General features: G+C 33.0%; 15 protein-coding genes and 1 pseudogene. 5 read left to right on the top strand and 11 right to left on the bottom strand.

The genetic code is table 11. The annotated features are described in order from the left end of the window. Window position 1: 1 nt before the first annotated feature. From B8869_RS08185 to B8869_RS08165, 5 genes are all read right to left on the bottom strand, one after another. Window positions 2-838: a mechanosensitive ion channel family protein gene (locus tag B8869_RS08185; protein ID WP_084231167.1), complete on the bottom strand. Its 837-nt coding sequence runs from the start codon at window positions 836-838 to the stop codon at window positions 2-4. Beyond that, window positions 835-1,881: a hypothetical protein gene (locus B8869_RS08180; RefSeq protein ID WP_084231166.1), complete on the bottom strand. Its 1,047-nt coding sequence runs from the start codon at window positions 1,879-1,881 to the stop codon at window positions 835-837. The genes B8869_RS08185 and B8869_RS08180 overlap by 4 nt, the downstream gene beginning before the upstream one ends. Window positions 1,882-2,018: 137 nt before the next feature. Further along, entirely contained in the window at window positions 2,019-2,810 is a 792-nt protein-coding gene (locus B8869_RS08175) for a hypothetical protein (protein WP_084231165.1), read from the bottom strand. Then, a complete protein-coding gene (locus tag B8869_RS08170) occupies window positions 2,803-3,372 on the bottom strand; it encodes an RNA polymerase sigma factor (RefSeq protein ID WP_084231164.1) in 570 nt (189 codons plus the stop codon). Before B8869_RS08170 ends, B8869_RS08175 begins: the two co-directional genes overlap by 8 nt. Window positions 3,373-3,503: 131 nt before the next feature. Continuing rightward, window positions 3,504-4,169 (bottom strand): S-layer homology domain-containing protein, encoded by a 666-nt coding sequence (locus B8869_RS08165; RefSeq protein WP_084231163.1) that lies wholly within the window; start codon window positions 4,167-4,169, stop codon window positions 3,504-3,506. 167 nt (window positions 4,170-4,336) lie between these two features. Between B8869_RS08165 and B8869_RS08160 the strand changes: the two genes are divergently transcribed. Next, the gene (locus B8869_RS08160; RefSeq protein WP_084231162.1) at window positions 4,337-5,254 is read left to right on the top strand and encodes an AAA family ATPase; all 918 of its coding nucleotides are present in this window, start codon (window positions 4,337-4,339) and stop codon (window positions 5,252-5,254) included. Then, window positions 5,247-6,938, top strand: a complete 1,692-nt coding sequence (locus B8869_RS08155; RefSeq protein ID WP_084231161.1) for a vWA domain-containing protein — start codon at window positions 5,247-5,249, stop codon at window positions 6,936-6,938. The genes B8869_RS08160 and B8869_RS08155 overlap by 8 nt, the downstream gene beginning before the upstream one ends. 35 nt (window positions 6,939-6,973) lie before the next feature. On the opposite strand, the gene B8869_RS08150 is transcribed toward B8869_RS08155, so the two are convergent. After that, window positions 6,974-7,276, bottom strand: a complete 303-nt coding sequence (locus B8869_RS08150) for a hypothetical protein (RefSeq protein WP_084231160.1) — start codon at window positions 7,274-7,276, stop codon at window positions 6,974-6,976. Between the two features lie 138 nt (window positions 7,277-7,414). After that, a complete protein-coding gene (locus tag B8869_RS08145; RefSeq protein WP_084231159.1) occupies window positions 7,415-8,011 on the bottom strand; it encodes a hypothetical protein in 597 nt (198 codons plus the stop codon). Window positions 8,012-8,463: 452 nt separating this feature from the next. Here B8869_RS08145 and B8869_RS08140 point away from each other — a divergent pair, with 452 nt between their 5' ends. Both B8869_RS08140 and B8869_RS12510 read left to right on the top strand, forming a co-directional pair. Further along, a complete protein-coding gene (locus B8869_RS08140) occupies window positions 8,464-9,459 on the top strand; it encodes an IS1182 family transposase (protein WP_084231158.1) in 996 nt (331 codons plus the stop codon). 38 nt (window positions 9,460-9,497) lie between these two features. Then, a pseudogene (locus tag B8869_RS12510) lies at window positions 9,498-9,926 on the top strand (transposase); the annotation flags it as partial. A gap of 123 nt (window positions 9,927-10,049) precedes the next feature. On the opposite strand, the gene ftsH reads toward B8869_RS12510, so the two are convergent. The 4 genes from ftsH to dnaX all read right to left on the bottom strand — a co-directional run bounded on the left by ftsH (window position 10,050) and on the right by dnaX (window position 14,706). Continuing rightward, window positions 10,050-11,969 carry an ATP-dependent zinc metalloprotease FtsH gene (gene ftsH / locus B8869_RS08130; protein WP_084231156.1) on the bottom strand — a complete coding sequence of 640 codons (1,920 nt, stop codon included), beginning with the start codon at window positions 11,967-11,969 and terminating at the stop codon, window positions 10,050-10,052. Between the two features lie 142 nt (window positions 11,970-12,111). Next, window positions 12,112-12,723 (bottom strand): recombination mediator RecR, encoded by a 612-nt coding sequence (gene recR, locus B8869_RS08125; protein WP_084231155.1) that lies wholly within the window; start codon window positions 12,721-12,723, stop codon window positions 12,112-12,114. A gap of 2 nt (window positions 12,724-12,725) precedes the next feature. Continuing rightward, entirely contained in the window at window positions 12,726-13,064 is a 339-nt protein-coding gene (locus tag B8869_RS08120; protein WP_084231154.1) for a YbaB/EbfC family nucleoid-associated protein, read from the bottom strand. Between the two features lie 25 nt (window positions 13,065-13,089). Then, a complete protein-coding gene (gene dnaX, locus B8869_RS08115; RefSeq protein ID WP_084231153.1) occupies window positions 13,090-14,706 on the bottom strand; it encodes a DNA polymerase III subunit gamma/tau in 1,617 nt (538 codons plus the stop codon). A 147-nt stretch (window positions 14,707-14,853) separates the two neighbouring features. Between dnaX and B8869_RS08110 the strand changes: the two genes are divergently transcribed. Next, the gene (locus tag B8869_RS08110; RefSeq protein WP_084231152.1) at window positions 14,854-15,156 is read left to right on the top strand and encodes a hypothetical protein; all 303 of its coding nucleotides are present in this window, start codon (window positions 14,854-14,856) and stop codon (window positions 15,154-15,156) included. Window positions 15,157-15,193 lie beyond the last annotated feature (37 nt).

Genomic DNA, 15,193 nt, shown 5'->3' with positions numbered 1-15,193 from the left:
CTTACCTCCTATTGTCGTTTAATTCATATTTAAAAATCGGCAGTTTTATTCCGTTTTCATTAAAGACTTCAACTATGCTCTCTCTTAACTTGTACTCAACTCCGTATTGTGAACCCGCCTTGGCATACGCCACCACAGTAATTTCATAGCCCATATTGGTGTTGTTTGTAACTCCCCAAACTGCAGGACTACCTATCAAGCCTTCAGCTCTCATACCACTCAGCTTTTTGTTTAAGAGCTCTATAACTCTATTCGGATCTTCAGAAGCAGATACTGAGCAAACCACCTTAGCTCTCATATTTCCTCTTTGTTGGTTAGTTACTATCCCTATAGTTCCATTTGGAATTATGTGTTTCGAACCATCAAAGTCTCTTATTATTGTAGTTCTAAGTCCTATATCTTCAATTATCCCAGTCTTACCCTCTATTATGACAGTATCTCCAACTGAAAATTGATTTTCAAGCATTATAAAGAATCCATTTATACAATCTTTTACAAGAGTTTGAGCTCCAAAAGAAAGCGCCAATGAACCAACCCCAAGAGTCGCCATAATTGAAGCTGTGTTAAGGCCTAAAATATCCAAAGAGATTGTCACGCATATTATCATAATAACCACAACAACCACTTTGTTTAGAATGCTCACAATGGTAAGTAACCTTGGGTTTGAATATGTGCCATGTCTCAATTGATGTTCTATCCTAGACATAAACATCCATCTCAAAAATTTTGATATAAAGAATCCTATTAGGAAAACTACTAAAATTATCACTAATTTTCCAAAAGGTGTTAGCACGCCTTCTGTTCTAAGATATTTTTCAAATTCGTTTAGTGCACTCATTTGTTTACCTCTCCCACTTCATTTCTACCATTAGTCACTTTATAAAGAGTTACCGTTCCATCTTGAAGCACTCCTATTCTAATTCCGGAAATTTCTATCTTCTCTGCTTCTGATGGAAATCTGTAGTAGAATTCATTTCTCTGCAATAAATTCCCAGCTATATCAGAATTTGAATAGGCATAGAGTGATTTTGAAACTTGCTGTAATTTTTCAACATTCGCTGCAACTATATGTTTGGTAACTTCTTCTAACTTAGAATTGTATTTAGAAAGAATCCCTGAGTGTAGCAGATAAACACTTCTATCCACCACAGCAACATCAGACATATTTGGAATCTCTACAGATTTGACTTCATCTCCTTCAAATGCATATAGATTCTTATTTGTCACCATCACAACTCTTGAATCAGAGTACTTTACAGCCAATGCAACTTCAGAACCATTTGAGTAAGTCTTGTTCTTCGAAGAGTTTTTAATTACACAATTTGTTGTATATCCATTAGTTTCAACCTTCAACTCTGCTATTACAAATGTGTCCATATCCTTTACATCATAAGCCAATATTGAATTCGCAGATTCATATATCTTCTTTAGCTTTCCATCTGTTGTTAGACACCAAAGTCTCTCTCCATTTTCATACTTGGTATGCAAGATAAAATTTTTATTTTCATATTTTATATTGAAAAGAGTGTCGGTTATTTTTATATTCCTTATAAATTCTCCACTATCTTGATATTGACTTATTCTTCCAAGATCTTGGTCATATAAGAAGGCATAGTTATTTGCAAAGAAAGCTTCTAACTCTACATTTTTAGCTTTAACTGTCTTTATCAAATCACCATCTCGATTGAGTATGTATAAGTTGTTGTCAAATATCATCAACCCATTTGTAGATAGATGAAAACTTTTTGCACTCTCTGTAACCTTTATCTTTTTATCTAAAACTATCTCTCTACTAGCTGTATTTCTATAGTAAAAATATATTACCGTCCCCAATAATAACAATGCTACTAAAGCTATTATTTTTCTCGTATTTGTATTCATTTCAGCCTCCGAACTAATTATACCACAGCTTAAAAGGATACATAAATCTCTAATCTCTCTAACAATTAAAAAATGGATTGTCTTTTAAAACAATCCATCTAATTAAAATCTATTTATAAATCAATTTGGGTTATATTCTATTTAAAAAACTCACTTGCCATTTCAAATAGTTTCTCTGAACTTATCTCTTCACTTGTCATAAAATTATATGTTATACCATTATCTTCAAAAGATAGGTGGTGAGAGATTGAAGTTTCTCTTTTTGTACCCTCTCCACCAATTCCAACGTTAAATAAAGGGTCGTTTTCTGAACGTTCTTTTTCTTCAGGAGTCATTTCCTTTTCACTTGCTAAAAATAAACTTTCTAAACGAGTGAAATAAAAATCGTGTCCATTTATTTGTCTTTTTTCTGTATATGGTTGTTCTTCAATTTTAGGCTGATTTGGTGAAAATTTATCTAAAGATAATTCTCCTATAGTTCCATTGCTATCCTTATATGCAACATCAATTGCTTTTCGCTTATTCATTTGATTGCCTTCATCATCTGTATCAGCTACATCCACTATTCTAATTCCATCAAACTTAAAGTCTCCTATAGTTTCCGGAACCACTGCTTCAAGTCCAGCTTTCTTTTCAGCTTTTTTAATATCTTCATACTTTGTATAGTTGTAGTAAGAAGTTGAAGAGCTTATTGTACCCGTAATAGTACCTATGGCATAAACTCCTACTCTACCTACTAAAATACAAATCGATAAAGCTGCTGCTAATTTTAATTTCTTCATTCTCTTCATCATAAATCCTCCTCTTTCTCGCTCCAAGTCTCTTATTTGTAAATCAATCTTATTTTTTACAAAATCGGAAGGAAATATTCCATCAACAGAAGAATTAATTTGTTCCCTCACATCTTCAAATTTTTCTTTATCAACCATTTGCTTCCTCCCTATTCGGCAATACGACGTCTGAATTTAGCTTTTCTAATTCTCTTTTCAAATCTTTTCTCGCCTTATACAGCCTTGACTTAACAGTTCCTTGAAAACTCCCGCAAATCTGAGCAATTTCTGCAATTGTGAAGTCATTGTAGTAATATAGCACTATGACTTCCCTAAGTTTTGGTTTTAGCTTCATAAGACAAATTTGAATTTCATCTTTCAATGCAAATCTATCTTCTTTTATATTTTCAGTTCCCTTAACTTCAATTTTTTCTAAGATATCTTGTTCTGGAAATTCTCTTTGATTCTTATTGTATTTTTTATAAGCTCTATTTTTTAAAATAGCATATAGCCATGTCTTCAATTTAGTGTGGTCTTTTAAATCAGACATATTTTTATAAGCCGATATAAATGTATCCTGCAGTACATCTTCAGCATCATAAGAATTCCCTACAATCAAGTATGCTGTTCTATATAGCCGTAAACTATACTCTTCATACAACTGGTTAAAAGCTTCTTTGTCGCCGGCCTTTATAGCTTCAACCATTTGAATATCGTCCATGCTCAGTCTCCTTTCTTTTTGATGCATCTATATATAAGAGTCTTTTAGAACTAAAAAGGTTCATTTGTTAAAAATCTTTCAAACTATTTATAATTTTTGATAAAAATAAAAAAGAGCTTGTTTCCAAGCTCTTAATTATATAGATTTCTGTCCCCAAATTTGATTTTGCTGTCCACAACTACTCTCTCTGAAGGAAGTTCATATTTGTCCACCATAGTAAAGAGTACCTTTGCAACTTCTGCTCTAGTCATTGGATTATTAGGATAGAGCATACCACCTGCTCCCCCATTCACAACTCCAACTTTCACTAGCGCTCCAACATAACCTCTGTTCTCATTTCTAATTGAAGAAACGTCTGTAAATTTAGCTACAGCTCCGGCATCCGGTTTTACTTTGTACATATAACCTATTATTGCCATCACTTCTTGTCTTGAAATTGGTTTGTTTGGGTTTAAAGCTCCTGTTGTAGGTGTAAGATAACCGGCCTTAATTGCCTTTGCAATGTCTTGATAGTACCAATCAGATGTTGATACATCTGAGAAAGTAACAGTGTAAGTTTTTTCCAAACCTGCCATGGAATTTATTATGGAATAAAACTCTGCTCTGCTCATCATATCGTCCGGTTTGAATGTGTTTTGGGCATATCCTGTTAGAAAACCTCTATCGCTCATCTCGTCGATATAGACTTTAGCCCAATGGTTTTTTGTGTCCTTAAATACCTTTGCGTATGCCGTGGAAGAATTGAACAAAATTATAAGAGAAAGTAATGCAAATAAAAATTTAATATTCTTTTTCATCTCATCACCCTATTCTCATTTACACAATCATTGTATCATTAATACATAAGTTCTTACTTTAAGTTTATGTTACAGATAACATAAGCTCTGTAACATTTCTGAAATAATTGTTCATTATGGGTATAATTGATGTAGAATTATTTATGCAACACATTTTAGGAGGATAAATGGAACTATTAGAATTTTTAAAAACACAGAATATAGACTCTAATTTAATCAATGAAGTTGAGAAATTTAGAGCTTACTATAAATTAGATAAAGACTTAGAATACAGAATACCCGAAGTGAACTTCAAATTTTACGGAAAAGAAGTTTGGGAAAAAGCCATAGCTGGAATACTATCCGGAAACCACATTCTACTAACAGGCCCTAAGGCCACAGGTAAAAATGTACTTTCAGAAAATTTATCTACTCTATTTAGCAGACCACTTTGGACAATATCTCTAAATGTAAACACAGACTCCGCTTCTCTAATCGGTACAGATACTTTTAAAGACAACACTGTCACATTAAAAAAAGGCCCTGTTTACGAATGCGGTGAGTTTGGTGGTTTTGGAGTGTTTGACGAAATAAACATGGCTAAAAACGAAGCTCTTTCAGTTGTCCACTCAGCACTCGACTACAGAAGGATAATTGACGTATCAGGATATGGCAGATTAAAACTGCATGAAGCCACAAGATTTATTGCAACTATGAATCACGGCTACATTGGAACAAGAGATTTAAATGAAGCTCTAGTTTCAAGATTTATGGTAATTGAAATGCCAACCATCTCCGAAGAAAACTTGAAATTAGTTTTAAGAGATAAGACAAATCTAAAAGAAGAATATGTTGAACTCTTCACAAGATTCTTCTTAGATATAGAATTAAAGAGTTTAAATTCCGAAATATCTTCAAAACCTATAGACCTACGTGGCCTACTCGGAGCTATTAAATTGATGGAAATGGGACTTGGTATAAACAGTGCAATCGAAATGGGCATTAGTCACAAATCTTTTGATGCTTATGAAAGTGAAATAGTGGGAGATGTCCTAAAAACTTTAATAAGAAAAGACTTAAAATCCGAGGATTTATTTAATGAGTAAAAACAAAAACATTGTATGGACTGTTTCAGAAGATTATTCATCTGATGTCGATACTAAGACATTCCTTTGCGAAAGCTACTACAGGCTTGCTCTGCTTGGAATGACACAAAAAATCTACAATAAATTTACCATAGAAAAATTTTTGAGCTTTCATGTGAATTCAAAAAGTAATTATAAAGATTTAAAGATGGTCATGGCACTCACAATTGAAAATGCAATTCGTGAGAAACTATTTGAATTTCGTCCCGGTACACGTGATTTTTTTGATGAATTTATAAAAGACTTAAAAAGCAAATATGATTTTATACAACCATCTTCAATCGGTGAAGAACTCGAAAGAGCATACTACTCCAAATACTTAAAATCTGCCAGAATAGCTAATGGAAGTTTGGAACAGTTGCTAATTGAAATAGAAAACTTCAACTCATTAGAGACCTACGAGCTACTGAATTTTCTAAAAAATACGTACCAAAAATATTTCCATATCTACGACAATATACCTGCTCTAGATAAAGTTGAAAAGTTTATTGAAAAAGTTAAATCCAAGCAGATAGTAAGCCCTGTTGTGGTAAATGTCAGAGAAGTGGAAATTTCTGATCTTGAAAAATTCAACATTGAATCTGCCGAGTTCACTCAATCCATCTATGAAGATTTAAAAGAAGTTATAGATAGGTCGGAAATTAAATCCGGAGCAAAAGACTATTCAGCAATAGTCGAGAGAAGATACGGGAAGCCAATTGCTCGTGCGAACGAAGTTAAAAAAATTGAAAATGAAATATGTACAGGAATACACGAAAATGTAAAATTATATTTCACAAATGGAGAATATAATTTAAAAGATTCTTTTTTCAAAGCACAAGCCGAAGAAACTCACAGAAAAAATTTAGAAAAATATAAAGCTGACGAGCTCCACTTTAAAAGAGCCGTCATTAATTTAAAAGAAGTTTTAAAAAACTCTATTCTAAAAAATTCTGAACAATACAATATACGCAGCACAACCGGAGAATTGGTGGCAAGCGAGATTTGGAAGAGTCTGTACTCAAACAATCAAAAAATCTTTAAACGAAACTATTCTGATGATTTAGGTGACATATCAGTGGATATATTGCTCGACTCATCTGCCTCTCAAACCATCAGACAAAGTGATGTGGCAATCGAGGCATTTATAATTGCTGAAGCTCTCACATCCTTGAATATAGACACTCGAGTTATGTCCTTTAACAATTTTTTTGACCACATGATTGTAAAGACGTATAGAGACTACCACGATTCAAAACTCAAGAACTCTGAAATTTTTAAATTTCAAGGTTCAGGTAGCAATCGTGATGGGCTTGCAATTAAACTAATCACCCACTTAATCGAAAAAAATCCTCACGATAGAAAATTCTTAATTGTTCTTTCAGATGGTAAGCCAAATGATGAAACCGACCTCGGACTAATTGGCATGGCAGACCTCGGCGTAGAAAACTACGTCGATGAAGTCGCCAAGTATGACACATATAATTCAATTATGAAGGCTCGACTAATGAATATAAATGTGCTTGGAGTTTTCACAGGCCTTGAAGAAGATTTAGAAACAGAGAAAAAAATATTTGGCAGTGACTTTGCATACATCACTGATTTAAAAAGATTTCACTCAATTGTCGGAATATTCTTTAAAGCAATTGCAAATAAAATAAATTAAAGTCGCCTTAGTGATAAGACGACTTTTTATTTTTCTTATTCATTCGCTTCCTTGCTGTTTATGAAGATAAAACCACCTAGAGAATAGGCAAGCGGAATAATCAAATCCATATATACCTTGTAAAATGTTAGCTTACTTATCACAAAGATTAAGCTGATTGCAACTATCCATATTGCTAAATTTATCAAATATTTTTTACTTTTTATATAGTTCTTTACCTTTTTTGTATAGTTCTTTTCTAATAACTCAATAGTTAGATGAAATAGACACATTGCCATTCCCACTAAATAACCTATATGAGTTATTGGCTCTTTTGACCATTGCACATCTGTATTCATAAGGTATATGACTCTTTCTCTTGTCAGTTGTTGCCATTTTGGCCACACTTCAAGGTCATGATACCTTACCAAGACATATATACAAAATATAAAAAATAAAAAGTAGACTACACTTATTTTTCTTCTAATTTTCATATCCTAAAAACTTTCAAAAGACACATTATAAGCATTGCTAGGTACTTCTAAATTAAATCTATCACACCATCCTGTGACAATAGATGCTCTAGTGTTCCACTCTCTACTATAAGTATTAATTACCTTTGCACACCTGCCACATTGTTTTATATTATTAATTGCCAATCTATCAACCATGCTTTGCAATGTAAAAACTACTGAAAAACCAGATTTAGGTATGAAACCTAAAATTGATTTAACTACATCCCCAGCACTAAATGAACTCATATTTAAAACTAAATCATAGCTTTTATCTTCATCAAGTCCCATTATCAATACTTCTGTTGGTTTATAATCAAACGATTTCGTCAAATAGGTAACCACTCCACCCCTAGGTGCATAATAACTTCTTCCGCCTGAACTTGATCTATATTCTGTCGGCTTAACATATCCATATTTTTCAGCATATTCTCTTTCTATCTGCCTTTCTATCTCAGGATACAATATTTCTTCATAGACTTCCATTAATACTAAAGCATCTTGTTTTTTCAATTGTTCATATAAGTCTTCTCTTAATTTTTCTTTTTCTATATTTATCTCATCATTCATTTGCTTGTACATGTTTTCATTTGCTTGTACATGTTTTCATTTTCTACATGATTAGCAAATGTTGTCGATGTACTCATAATTATCATCAATAAAACTAAGCTTAATAAACTAATTTTTCTTTTCATAAATACCTTCTCCTTTCTAATACATCCTCACACTATCTTCTTCTAAAATAGCTATATATCTCCGTTCTTATACCTATAAAAATTAAAATAATATTTCATATACACATCTAAATATTCCTAAATATTTTTCTTGCACATATTATATATTATTATTCTTTTTTCGTCAAACTATTTGATAATAAATATTGTTATTCTAAATAGAAATGGCATTCCTTTGAGGAATGCTCAGACTGATGACAAAGGTAGGTGTAAAGCGAAAAACATCTACCTTTTTTCATGCATAAATGGCTAAACATGGGCTAATAAGGGTATAAAACTACCAAGAAAGTAGGTGGAAACATGCTGTCCAAAAATAACAAACGAAAAACAGATCAAATTCAGATGATCTCAGTCGAAGAATTAATCCCTAAAGACCATATACTTAGAAAAATAGATAAATACATAGACTTTGACTTTATCTATGATTTAGTTGAAGATAAATACTGCTTAGATAATGGAAGACCAAGCATAGACCCACTCGTGCTTTTTAAAATCATATTCATTCAATACTTGTTCAACATAAAAAGTATGCGCCAAACAATAAAAGAGATTGAAGTAAACATTGCCTATCGATGGTTTCTAGGCTTTGATTTTTATGATAAGATTCCACACTTTACCACCTTTAGTCAAAACTACAGAAGACGATTTAAAGATACAAAGATTTTTGAAGAAATCTTTGCAAATATATTAGGCCAAGCAATGGACAAAGGCTTTGTAGATAGCAAAATACAATTTGTCGATGCAACCCACGTAAAAGCCCATGCAAATAGACATAAAAATAAAAGAGAAGAAATAAAAGTCCAAGCAAAAGCCTATCAAGAAGACCTAGAAAAAGAAATCGATGAAGACAGAAAAGAGCATGGTAAAAAACCCTTAAAAGAAAAAAGTAAAAGCCAAGAAATAAGAAAAATCACCACGTCCACAACAGATCCAGAAAGTGGACTTTTCCATAAAGGAGAACACAAAGAAGTATTCGCCTACAATGTACAAACCTCCTGTGATAAAAACGGCTGGGTCTTAGCCTACAAAATATTTCCAGGCAATCTTCATGACAGCACAAGCTTTATCCCCTTTTATGAAGAAAAATTAAAACAATATCATGCAGAAAAAATAGTCATGGATGCCGGCTACAAAACACCAGCCATAGCAAAAAACTCATTGATGATTCCACGCTACCCGTATTACCCTACACCGCCCCAAAAAGAAAAGCCAAAACAGAAAAGCCCTATTACAAAAAAGATTATGTCTATGATGCATACTATGATTGCTACCTATGCCCAGAAAATCAAGTCCTAGACTATAAAACAACAGATAGACAAGGATATAGACAATATAAAAGTGATAAAAAAGTATGTAAAAACTGTCCAAATCTAAGTATGTGTACTCAAAGTAAAAACCATCAAAAAGTAATCACTAGACACATCTGGCAAAACTATCTTGATATATCAGAAGAATACAGATATACAAATCAAGGAAAAGAAGACTACAGTCGAAGAAAAGAAACAATCGAAAGAGTATTTGGAAGTGCTAAAGAATTCCATGGATTTCGATACACCAATATGATTGGTAAAGGAAAAATGGAAATGAAAGCAGCACTTACCTTTGCATGCCTAAATATGAAAAAGTTAGCAACCTTAATGTATAGATTAAACCCGAATAAGGATCTAATAAGGCATATTTTTACGGATATTTTTAATAAATTATTAAAGCTATTAAAATGCAAACAAACCCAAGGAAAATTCCTGGGTTTGTCTACAACCTGAGCATTCCCGTGAGGAATGCTATTTTTATTGGCTCTATGTCAAATATTGGGGAGACTCGTTAACTCGAGTCTCCCCAATATTTGACATAGAGCCATTTTTTATAATTATAAATTTATTTTTGATTTACTCTTCAATTTCTGGCTCTTCTAAAGTTATCGGTTCGTAATTTGAATCAAACTTCTTTAGAATATCCATAAATTGTTCCCCTGTTATTGTTTCTTCTTTTAGTAGATATCTTGCAATTTCATGAAGCGCTTCCATATTATCCTTTAAAATATTTACAGCTTCTAAATGTGCTTTTTCCACTAATTTATAAACAGCATCGTCAATTTCAGCTTGTTTCTTAGGAGATACTGTCAAAGCTGAATCTCCACCTAAATATTGATTTGTCATTGATTCCATAGCGACAAATCCAAATTCATCACTCATACCAAATCTTGTTATCATAGCTTTGGCAATCTTAGTAGCTTTTTCTATGTCGTTTGAAGCGCCTGAAGTCTTTAGATTAAATATCAATTCTTCTGCACTTCTACCACCTGTCAATGTTACTATTTGACTGAATAAGTCTTTGCTACTCATTAGGAATTTTTCTTCTTCGTCAACTTGCATTGTATATCCAAGTGCACCTGAAGTACGTGGTACTATAGTTATCTTGTGAACTGGAGCTGTACCATTTTGTTTTGCGGCTACTAGAGCATGCCCAACTTCATGGTATGCAATGACTTCTTTTTCTTTTGGAGAAATTACAGCATTTTTTCTTTCATATCCTGCAAGCACTACTTCAACTGACTCTTCCAAGTCTCTTTGGCTCATAAGACTTCTACCTTCTCTTACAGCTCTTAAAGCAGCTTCATTAACCATGTTGGCTAAATCTGCACCACTTGCTCCTGCAGTAGATCGTGCCACTTGATTGAAATCTATCTCAGTTTCTTTTTTAATTGACTTTGCATGCACTTTCAAAATGGCTTCTCTACCAGCTAAATCAGGTAATTCAACAGGCACACGTCTATCAAATCTACCCGGTCTTAATAAAGCTGGGTCAAGTGATTCAGGTCTATTTGTAGCAGCAAGTATTACTACTCCATCATTTCCTTCAAATCCGTCCATTTCTGAAAGTAATTGGTTTAGAGTTTGTTCTCTTTCGTCATTTCCGCCAAATCCAGCGCCGTCACGTTTTTTACCTATTGTATCAATTTCATCTATAAAAATTATACAAGGTGCTTTTTCGTGAGCTTGTTTAAATAAATCTCTTACTTTGGCAGCTCCAAGTCCAACAAACATCTCCACAAATTCAGAGCCTGAAATTGAGAAGAATGGAACTTTTGCCTCTCCGGCTACCGCCTTTGCAAGAAGTGTCTTACCTGTCCCCGGAGGGCCTACTAATAGCGCTCCTTTAGGTAACTTAGCGCCTATAGAAGTGTATTTCTTTGGTTGATGTAAAAAATCAACTATCTCTGTAAGAGCTTCCTTAGCTTCATCTTGTCCTGCAACATTTTCAAAAGTAATCCCATCTGTAGATTCAACATATATCTTGGCATTACTCTTTCCAAATCTCATTGGTCCAATTCCGCCTTCTCCACCTAATTTTTTGAATACAAATTTAAATAGTATTACATACAGTAGAATTATCATCCCAAAAGTAGATACAAATGAGATTATCATAGATACAAATGCTGAAACTTCTTTAGGAAATTCTCTATTTATCTTAACATTATGTTCTAACATTAAGTCCACTATGCCTTGATGTCCCTCTACTCTATATGTTTCATATTCAGTAGTCTTATCAGAATTAGATTCTGCAACTTCAAAGACATATTTTCTATCTTTAACATTAACTTCTTTTACTTTTCCACTTTCAACCATACTTACAAATTGGTCATAAGATGCCTCTTTTATTTCTGGTTTTTGCTGTTCAAAAAATCTACTCACTAAAGGTACCAACAATATGGTAACTATAGCTAAAATGTAGTAGATATTTTTAGGATTTTTCAAATTATTGAATTTATCTTTATCCTTATTTTTATTATTCTTTATATCTGACATTTATCCACTCCCCAACTAAAATATTTGCAATGATATCATTATACCCAATTTTTTGACCAAATTTAACCTTTATTATAAAAATAATAAAATTATATGCTAAAAGCCAGAAATACTTAAATCTCTGACTTTTAATTCTTTAAATTTATAGTTCTCTGTTTAATGTTCTTCTGTTTTCAAGTGCTGTAGATATAGTTATTTCGTCGTAGTATTCTAAATCTCCACCAACAGGAAGTCCATATCCTATTCTCGAAACTTTTATACCCAAAGGTTCAATTAATCTTGAAATATAAAGCGCTGTAGTATCTCCTTCTGTTGTAGGATTAGTCGCAACGATTATTTCCTTTATATCTTCTGTCTCCAATCTCTTTATCAAGCTACCTATGCTCAACTCATCTGCATGTATAGCTCTTGATGGAGAAATTGTTCCGTGAAGAACATGGTATAGACCATGATAACAGTTACTACGCTCGAGTGCCTCTACATCTTTAGGATATTCAACTACACATATCGTGCTGGTATCTCTTGTATTATCTCTACAGATGTCACAAACTTCTTCATCTGTAAAATTTTGGCACTGTTTACACTTGTGTATATTTTGTTTTGCATCGAGCATGGCATTAGAAAGTTCTCTAACTTCCTCATCTTTCATGTCTATAACATGATATGCTAGTCTTTGAGCTGTCTTGCTGCCTATACCCGGCAATTTATTTAATTGAGATATTAACTGTTCAATAGACTTTGCACGTTTAGCCATTATTATAGCCCCGGTATATTAAGACCGCCTGTGATTTTTCCCATTTCTGAGTTAACTTTATCCTCAGCTGTTCTCATAGCTTCGCCTATTGCAGCTACGATTAAATCTTCAAGCATTTCTACATCTTCTGGATCTACTACTTCTGGATCTATTTTAACACTTATAAGCTCTTTATTTCCATTTACTACAGCCTTTACTGCTCCGCCACCTGATGAGGCTTCAACTTCTTGACTCTTTAAATCTTCTTGCAAAGTCTCCATTTGTTTTTGAATCTTTTGCATTTGTTTCATCATATTATTCATATTTCCGCCGCCCGGAAATCCACCAAATCCTCTTGCCATATTATCCTCCTAAAATTTTCTATATTTAGATTATATCAATATTTTCTTCACCGACAAGCTTTTTCAACTTTTCGATACTCTCTTCTCTGTTTTTTAAATCTTTTATTTCCATTTTTAAATCAACATCGCCATAAGTTTCTTTTAAAAGTGACAATAGTGCATTTCTGTTTTCATCTCTCGAACTCATCTTATAGAACATTTCATCAACCATATCAAAGTACAAGACTACTGTTCCATTCAAAACTTCCATATCTCTGACTTTGTCTAATAATACGGCAGTGGACATCTTATTTCTGTTCTTTAAATTGGAAATAACTTGATTCCATTCAGCTTTTAACTGCTTAGTAGATAAATCAGAAACTACCTCAGTTTTTACCTCTTCTTTAGGTTTTGCTAAGTCAGCTTGTGAAACTGTATTTTCTTCTACAGGCTCTCTTTTAATTTGAGGTGCAACTTTTTTAGGTTCTTCAACTTTGTTCTCTATATTAGGAGTTCTGTAATTGAAATTTCCAACTTTTATATTTTCTATTTTATCTTCTAACTCTTTAATTCTAAGCTCTAAGTCTGTTATTTGCGTGCAAAGTTCTACTAAACACATCTCCATCATAACTCTCTTGTCAGTTGCATATTTTATAATCGATAGAGTATTGTTTAAAATTTTTATAATCTCTATTACCCTATTTGCACCGGCTTTAAAAGCTTGACTCTTATACTCCTCAAATTGATTAGTATTGACTAAAGCAGTTGAGTTTGTAGCTCCTATTACCATAACATTTCTAAAATGAGTTATCAAATCACTTATTAAAATTGTTATATCCTTACCAGCTTTGTAGAGCTCGTCCATTTCTGATAGAGCTTTAGCTAAGTTCTTTTCTATTATAGCGTCTGATAAATTGAATAAGAACTTATTAGATACACCTCCGAGTATGTCTATGGCTCTCTCATAGGTTAATTTTTCATCCGAAAAAGAAAATAGTTGGTCCAGTAGAGAAAGACTGTCTCTCATCGCTCCATCAGAACTGTTGGCTATCAATTCAAAAACAGCTGGGTCAACTTCTCTATTCTCAATTTTTGAAATTCTGTCTAAGTTATATACTATTTCATTTTCACTTATTCTCTTAAAATTATACCTTTGAAGCCTTGATAGTATAGTTGTAGGTATTTTTTCTGGCTCGGTTGTTGCCAATATAAAAATCAAATGCTTTGGAGGTTCTTCTAATATCTTTAAGAGTGCATTGAACGCTCCTTTGGATAGCATGTGAACTTCATCTATTATATATACTTTGTATTTTAAATTTTGTGGTGGATAAATTACTTTATCTTTTAACTCCCTTATATCGTCTACACCATTATTTGATGCAGCATCCATCTCCACAACATCCATAACTCTATCTTCAAGAATTGATTTACACGCTTCACATTCGTTGCACGGATTTCCATCTATTGGGTTTTCACAGTTAATTGCCCTAGATAAAATCTTTGCGCAAGAAGTCTTACCCGTTCCCCTTGTGCCAGAAAAAAGGTATGCATGAGAAAATTCATTATTTATAATCTGATTTTTCAGAGCTGTTGTGACGTGGTTTTGTCCTATTATCTCTTCAAAAGTTTTTGAACGATATTTCCTATATAGTGCTTGATACATTTCATCCTCCTTTTCAAATTATAACATAATGTATTATCTCTATTTTCTAAATAATTTTGTATTGTTATAGAAATTTAACTTAACTAACACTTAATTTTCACATAAAGAGGTTATTATGTGAACATACAAATTAGGAGGTATTTAAAAATGACAAATCTTAGAAAAGTATTAAGTATAGCAACTGTTGGAGTTATGATGTTAGGTGTAGTAGCTTGTGGAGCTAAAAAACCAGCTAACGAAGCAGCTAACTCTGCAAACGCAGCAACTGAAGAAGCAGCAAACGCAGCTAATGCAGCTAACAAAGCAGCTGAAGAAGCTAAAACTGAAGAAGCTGAAGCTAACAAAGCAGCTAACGAAGCTAACAAAGCAGCTAACGAAGCTGACAAAGCTGAAGAAGCAGCAGCTGAAGCTAATGCAGCAGCTGAAGAAGCTAAAACTGAAGCAAAATAAGAAACTTTCAAAAGTTGGGAAAGCTCAAATTTGGGCT

The organism is Peptoniphilus asaccharolyticus DSM 20463 (assembly GCF_900176115.1).
GTDB lineage: Bacteria > Bacillota > Clostridia > Tissierellales > Peptoniphilaceae > Peptoniphilus > Peptoniphilus asaccharolyticus.
Note: the sequence above shows the minus strand (reverse complement) of the source record. Positions and strands in the feature narration are given on the sequence as shown.

What these genes read in the sequence shown, in the direction of transcription:
- B8869_RS08185 (WP_084231167.1), bottom strand. Translation starts at nt 838, where the DNA reads ATGAGTGCACTAAACGAATTTGAAAAATATCTTAGAACAGAAGGCGTG.
- B8869_RS08180 (WP_084231166.1), bottom strand. Translation starts at nt 1,881, where the DNA reads ATGAATACAAATACGAGAAAAATAATAGCTTTAGTAGCATTGTTATTA.
- B8869_RS08175 (WP_084231165.1), bottom strand. Translation starts at nt 2,810, where the DNA reads ATGGTTGATAAAGAAAAATTTGAAGATGTGAGGGAACAAATTAATTCT.
- B8869_RS08170 (WP_084231164.1), bottom strand. Translation starts at nt 3,372, where the DNA reads ATGGACGATATTCAAATGGTTGAAGCTATAAAGGCCGGCGACAAAGAA.
- B8869_RS08165 (WP_084231163.1), bottom strand. Translation starts at nt 4,169, where the DNA reads ATGAAAAAGAATATTAAATTTTTATTTGCATTACTTTCTCTTATAATT.
- B8869_RS08160 (WP_084231162.1), top strand. Translation starts at nt 4,337, where the DNA reads ATGGAACTATTAGAATTTTTAAAAACACAGAATATAGACTCTAATTTA.
- B8869_RS08155 (WP_084231161.1), top strand. Translation starts at nt 5,247, where the DNA reads ATGAGTAAAAACAAAAACATTGTATGGACTGTTTCAGAAGATTATTCA.
- B8869_RS08150 (WP_084231160.1), bottom strand. Translation starts at nt 7,276, where the DNA reads ATGAATACAGATGTGCAATGGTCAAAAGAGCCAATAACTCATATAGGT.
- B8869_RS08145 (WP_084231159.1), bottom strand. Translation starts at nt 8,011, where the DNA reads ATGTACAAGCAAATGAATGATGAGATAAATATAGAAAAAGAAAAATTA.
- B8869_RS08140 (WP_084231158.1), top strand. Translation starts at nt 8,464, where the DNA reads ATGCTGTCCAAAAATAACAAACGAAAAACAGATCAAATTCAGATGATC.
- ftsH (WP_084231156.1), bottom strand. Translation starts at nt 11,969, where the DNA reads ATGTCAGATATAAAGAATAATAAAAATAAGGATAAAGATAAATTCAAT.
- recR (WP_084231155.1), bottom strand. Translation starts at nt 12,723, where the DNA reads ATGGCTAAACGTGCAAAGTCTATTGAACAGTTAATATCTCAATTAAAT.
- B8869_RS08120 (WP_084231154.1), bottom strand. Translation starts at nt 13,064, where the DNA reads ATGGCAAGAGGATTTGGTGGATTTCCGGGCGGCGGAAATATGAATAAT.
- dnaX (WP_084231153.1), bottom strand. Translation starts at nt 14,706, where the DNA reads ATGTATCAAGCACTATATAGGAAATATCGTTCAAAAACTTTTGAAGAG.
- B8869_RS08110 (WP_084231152.1), top strand. Translation starts at nt 14,854, where the DNA reads ATGACAAATCTTAGAAAAGTATTAAGTATAGCAACTGTTGGAGTTATG.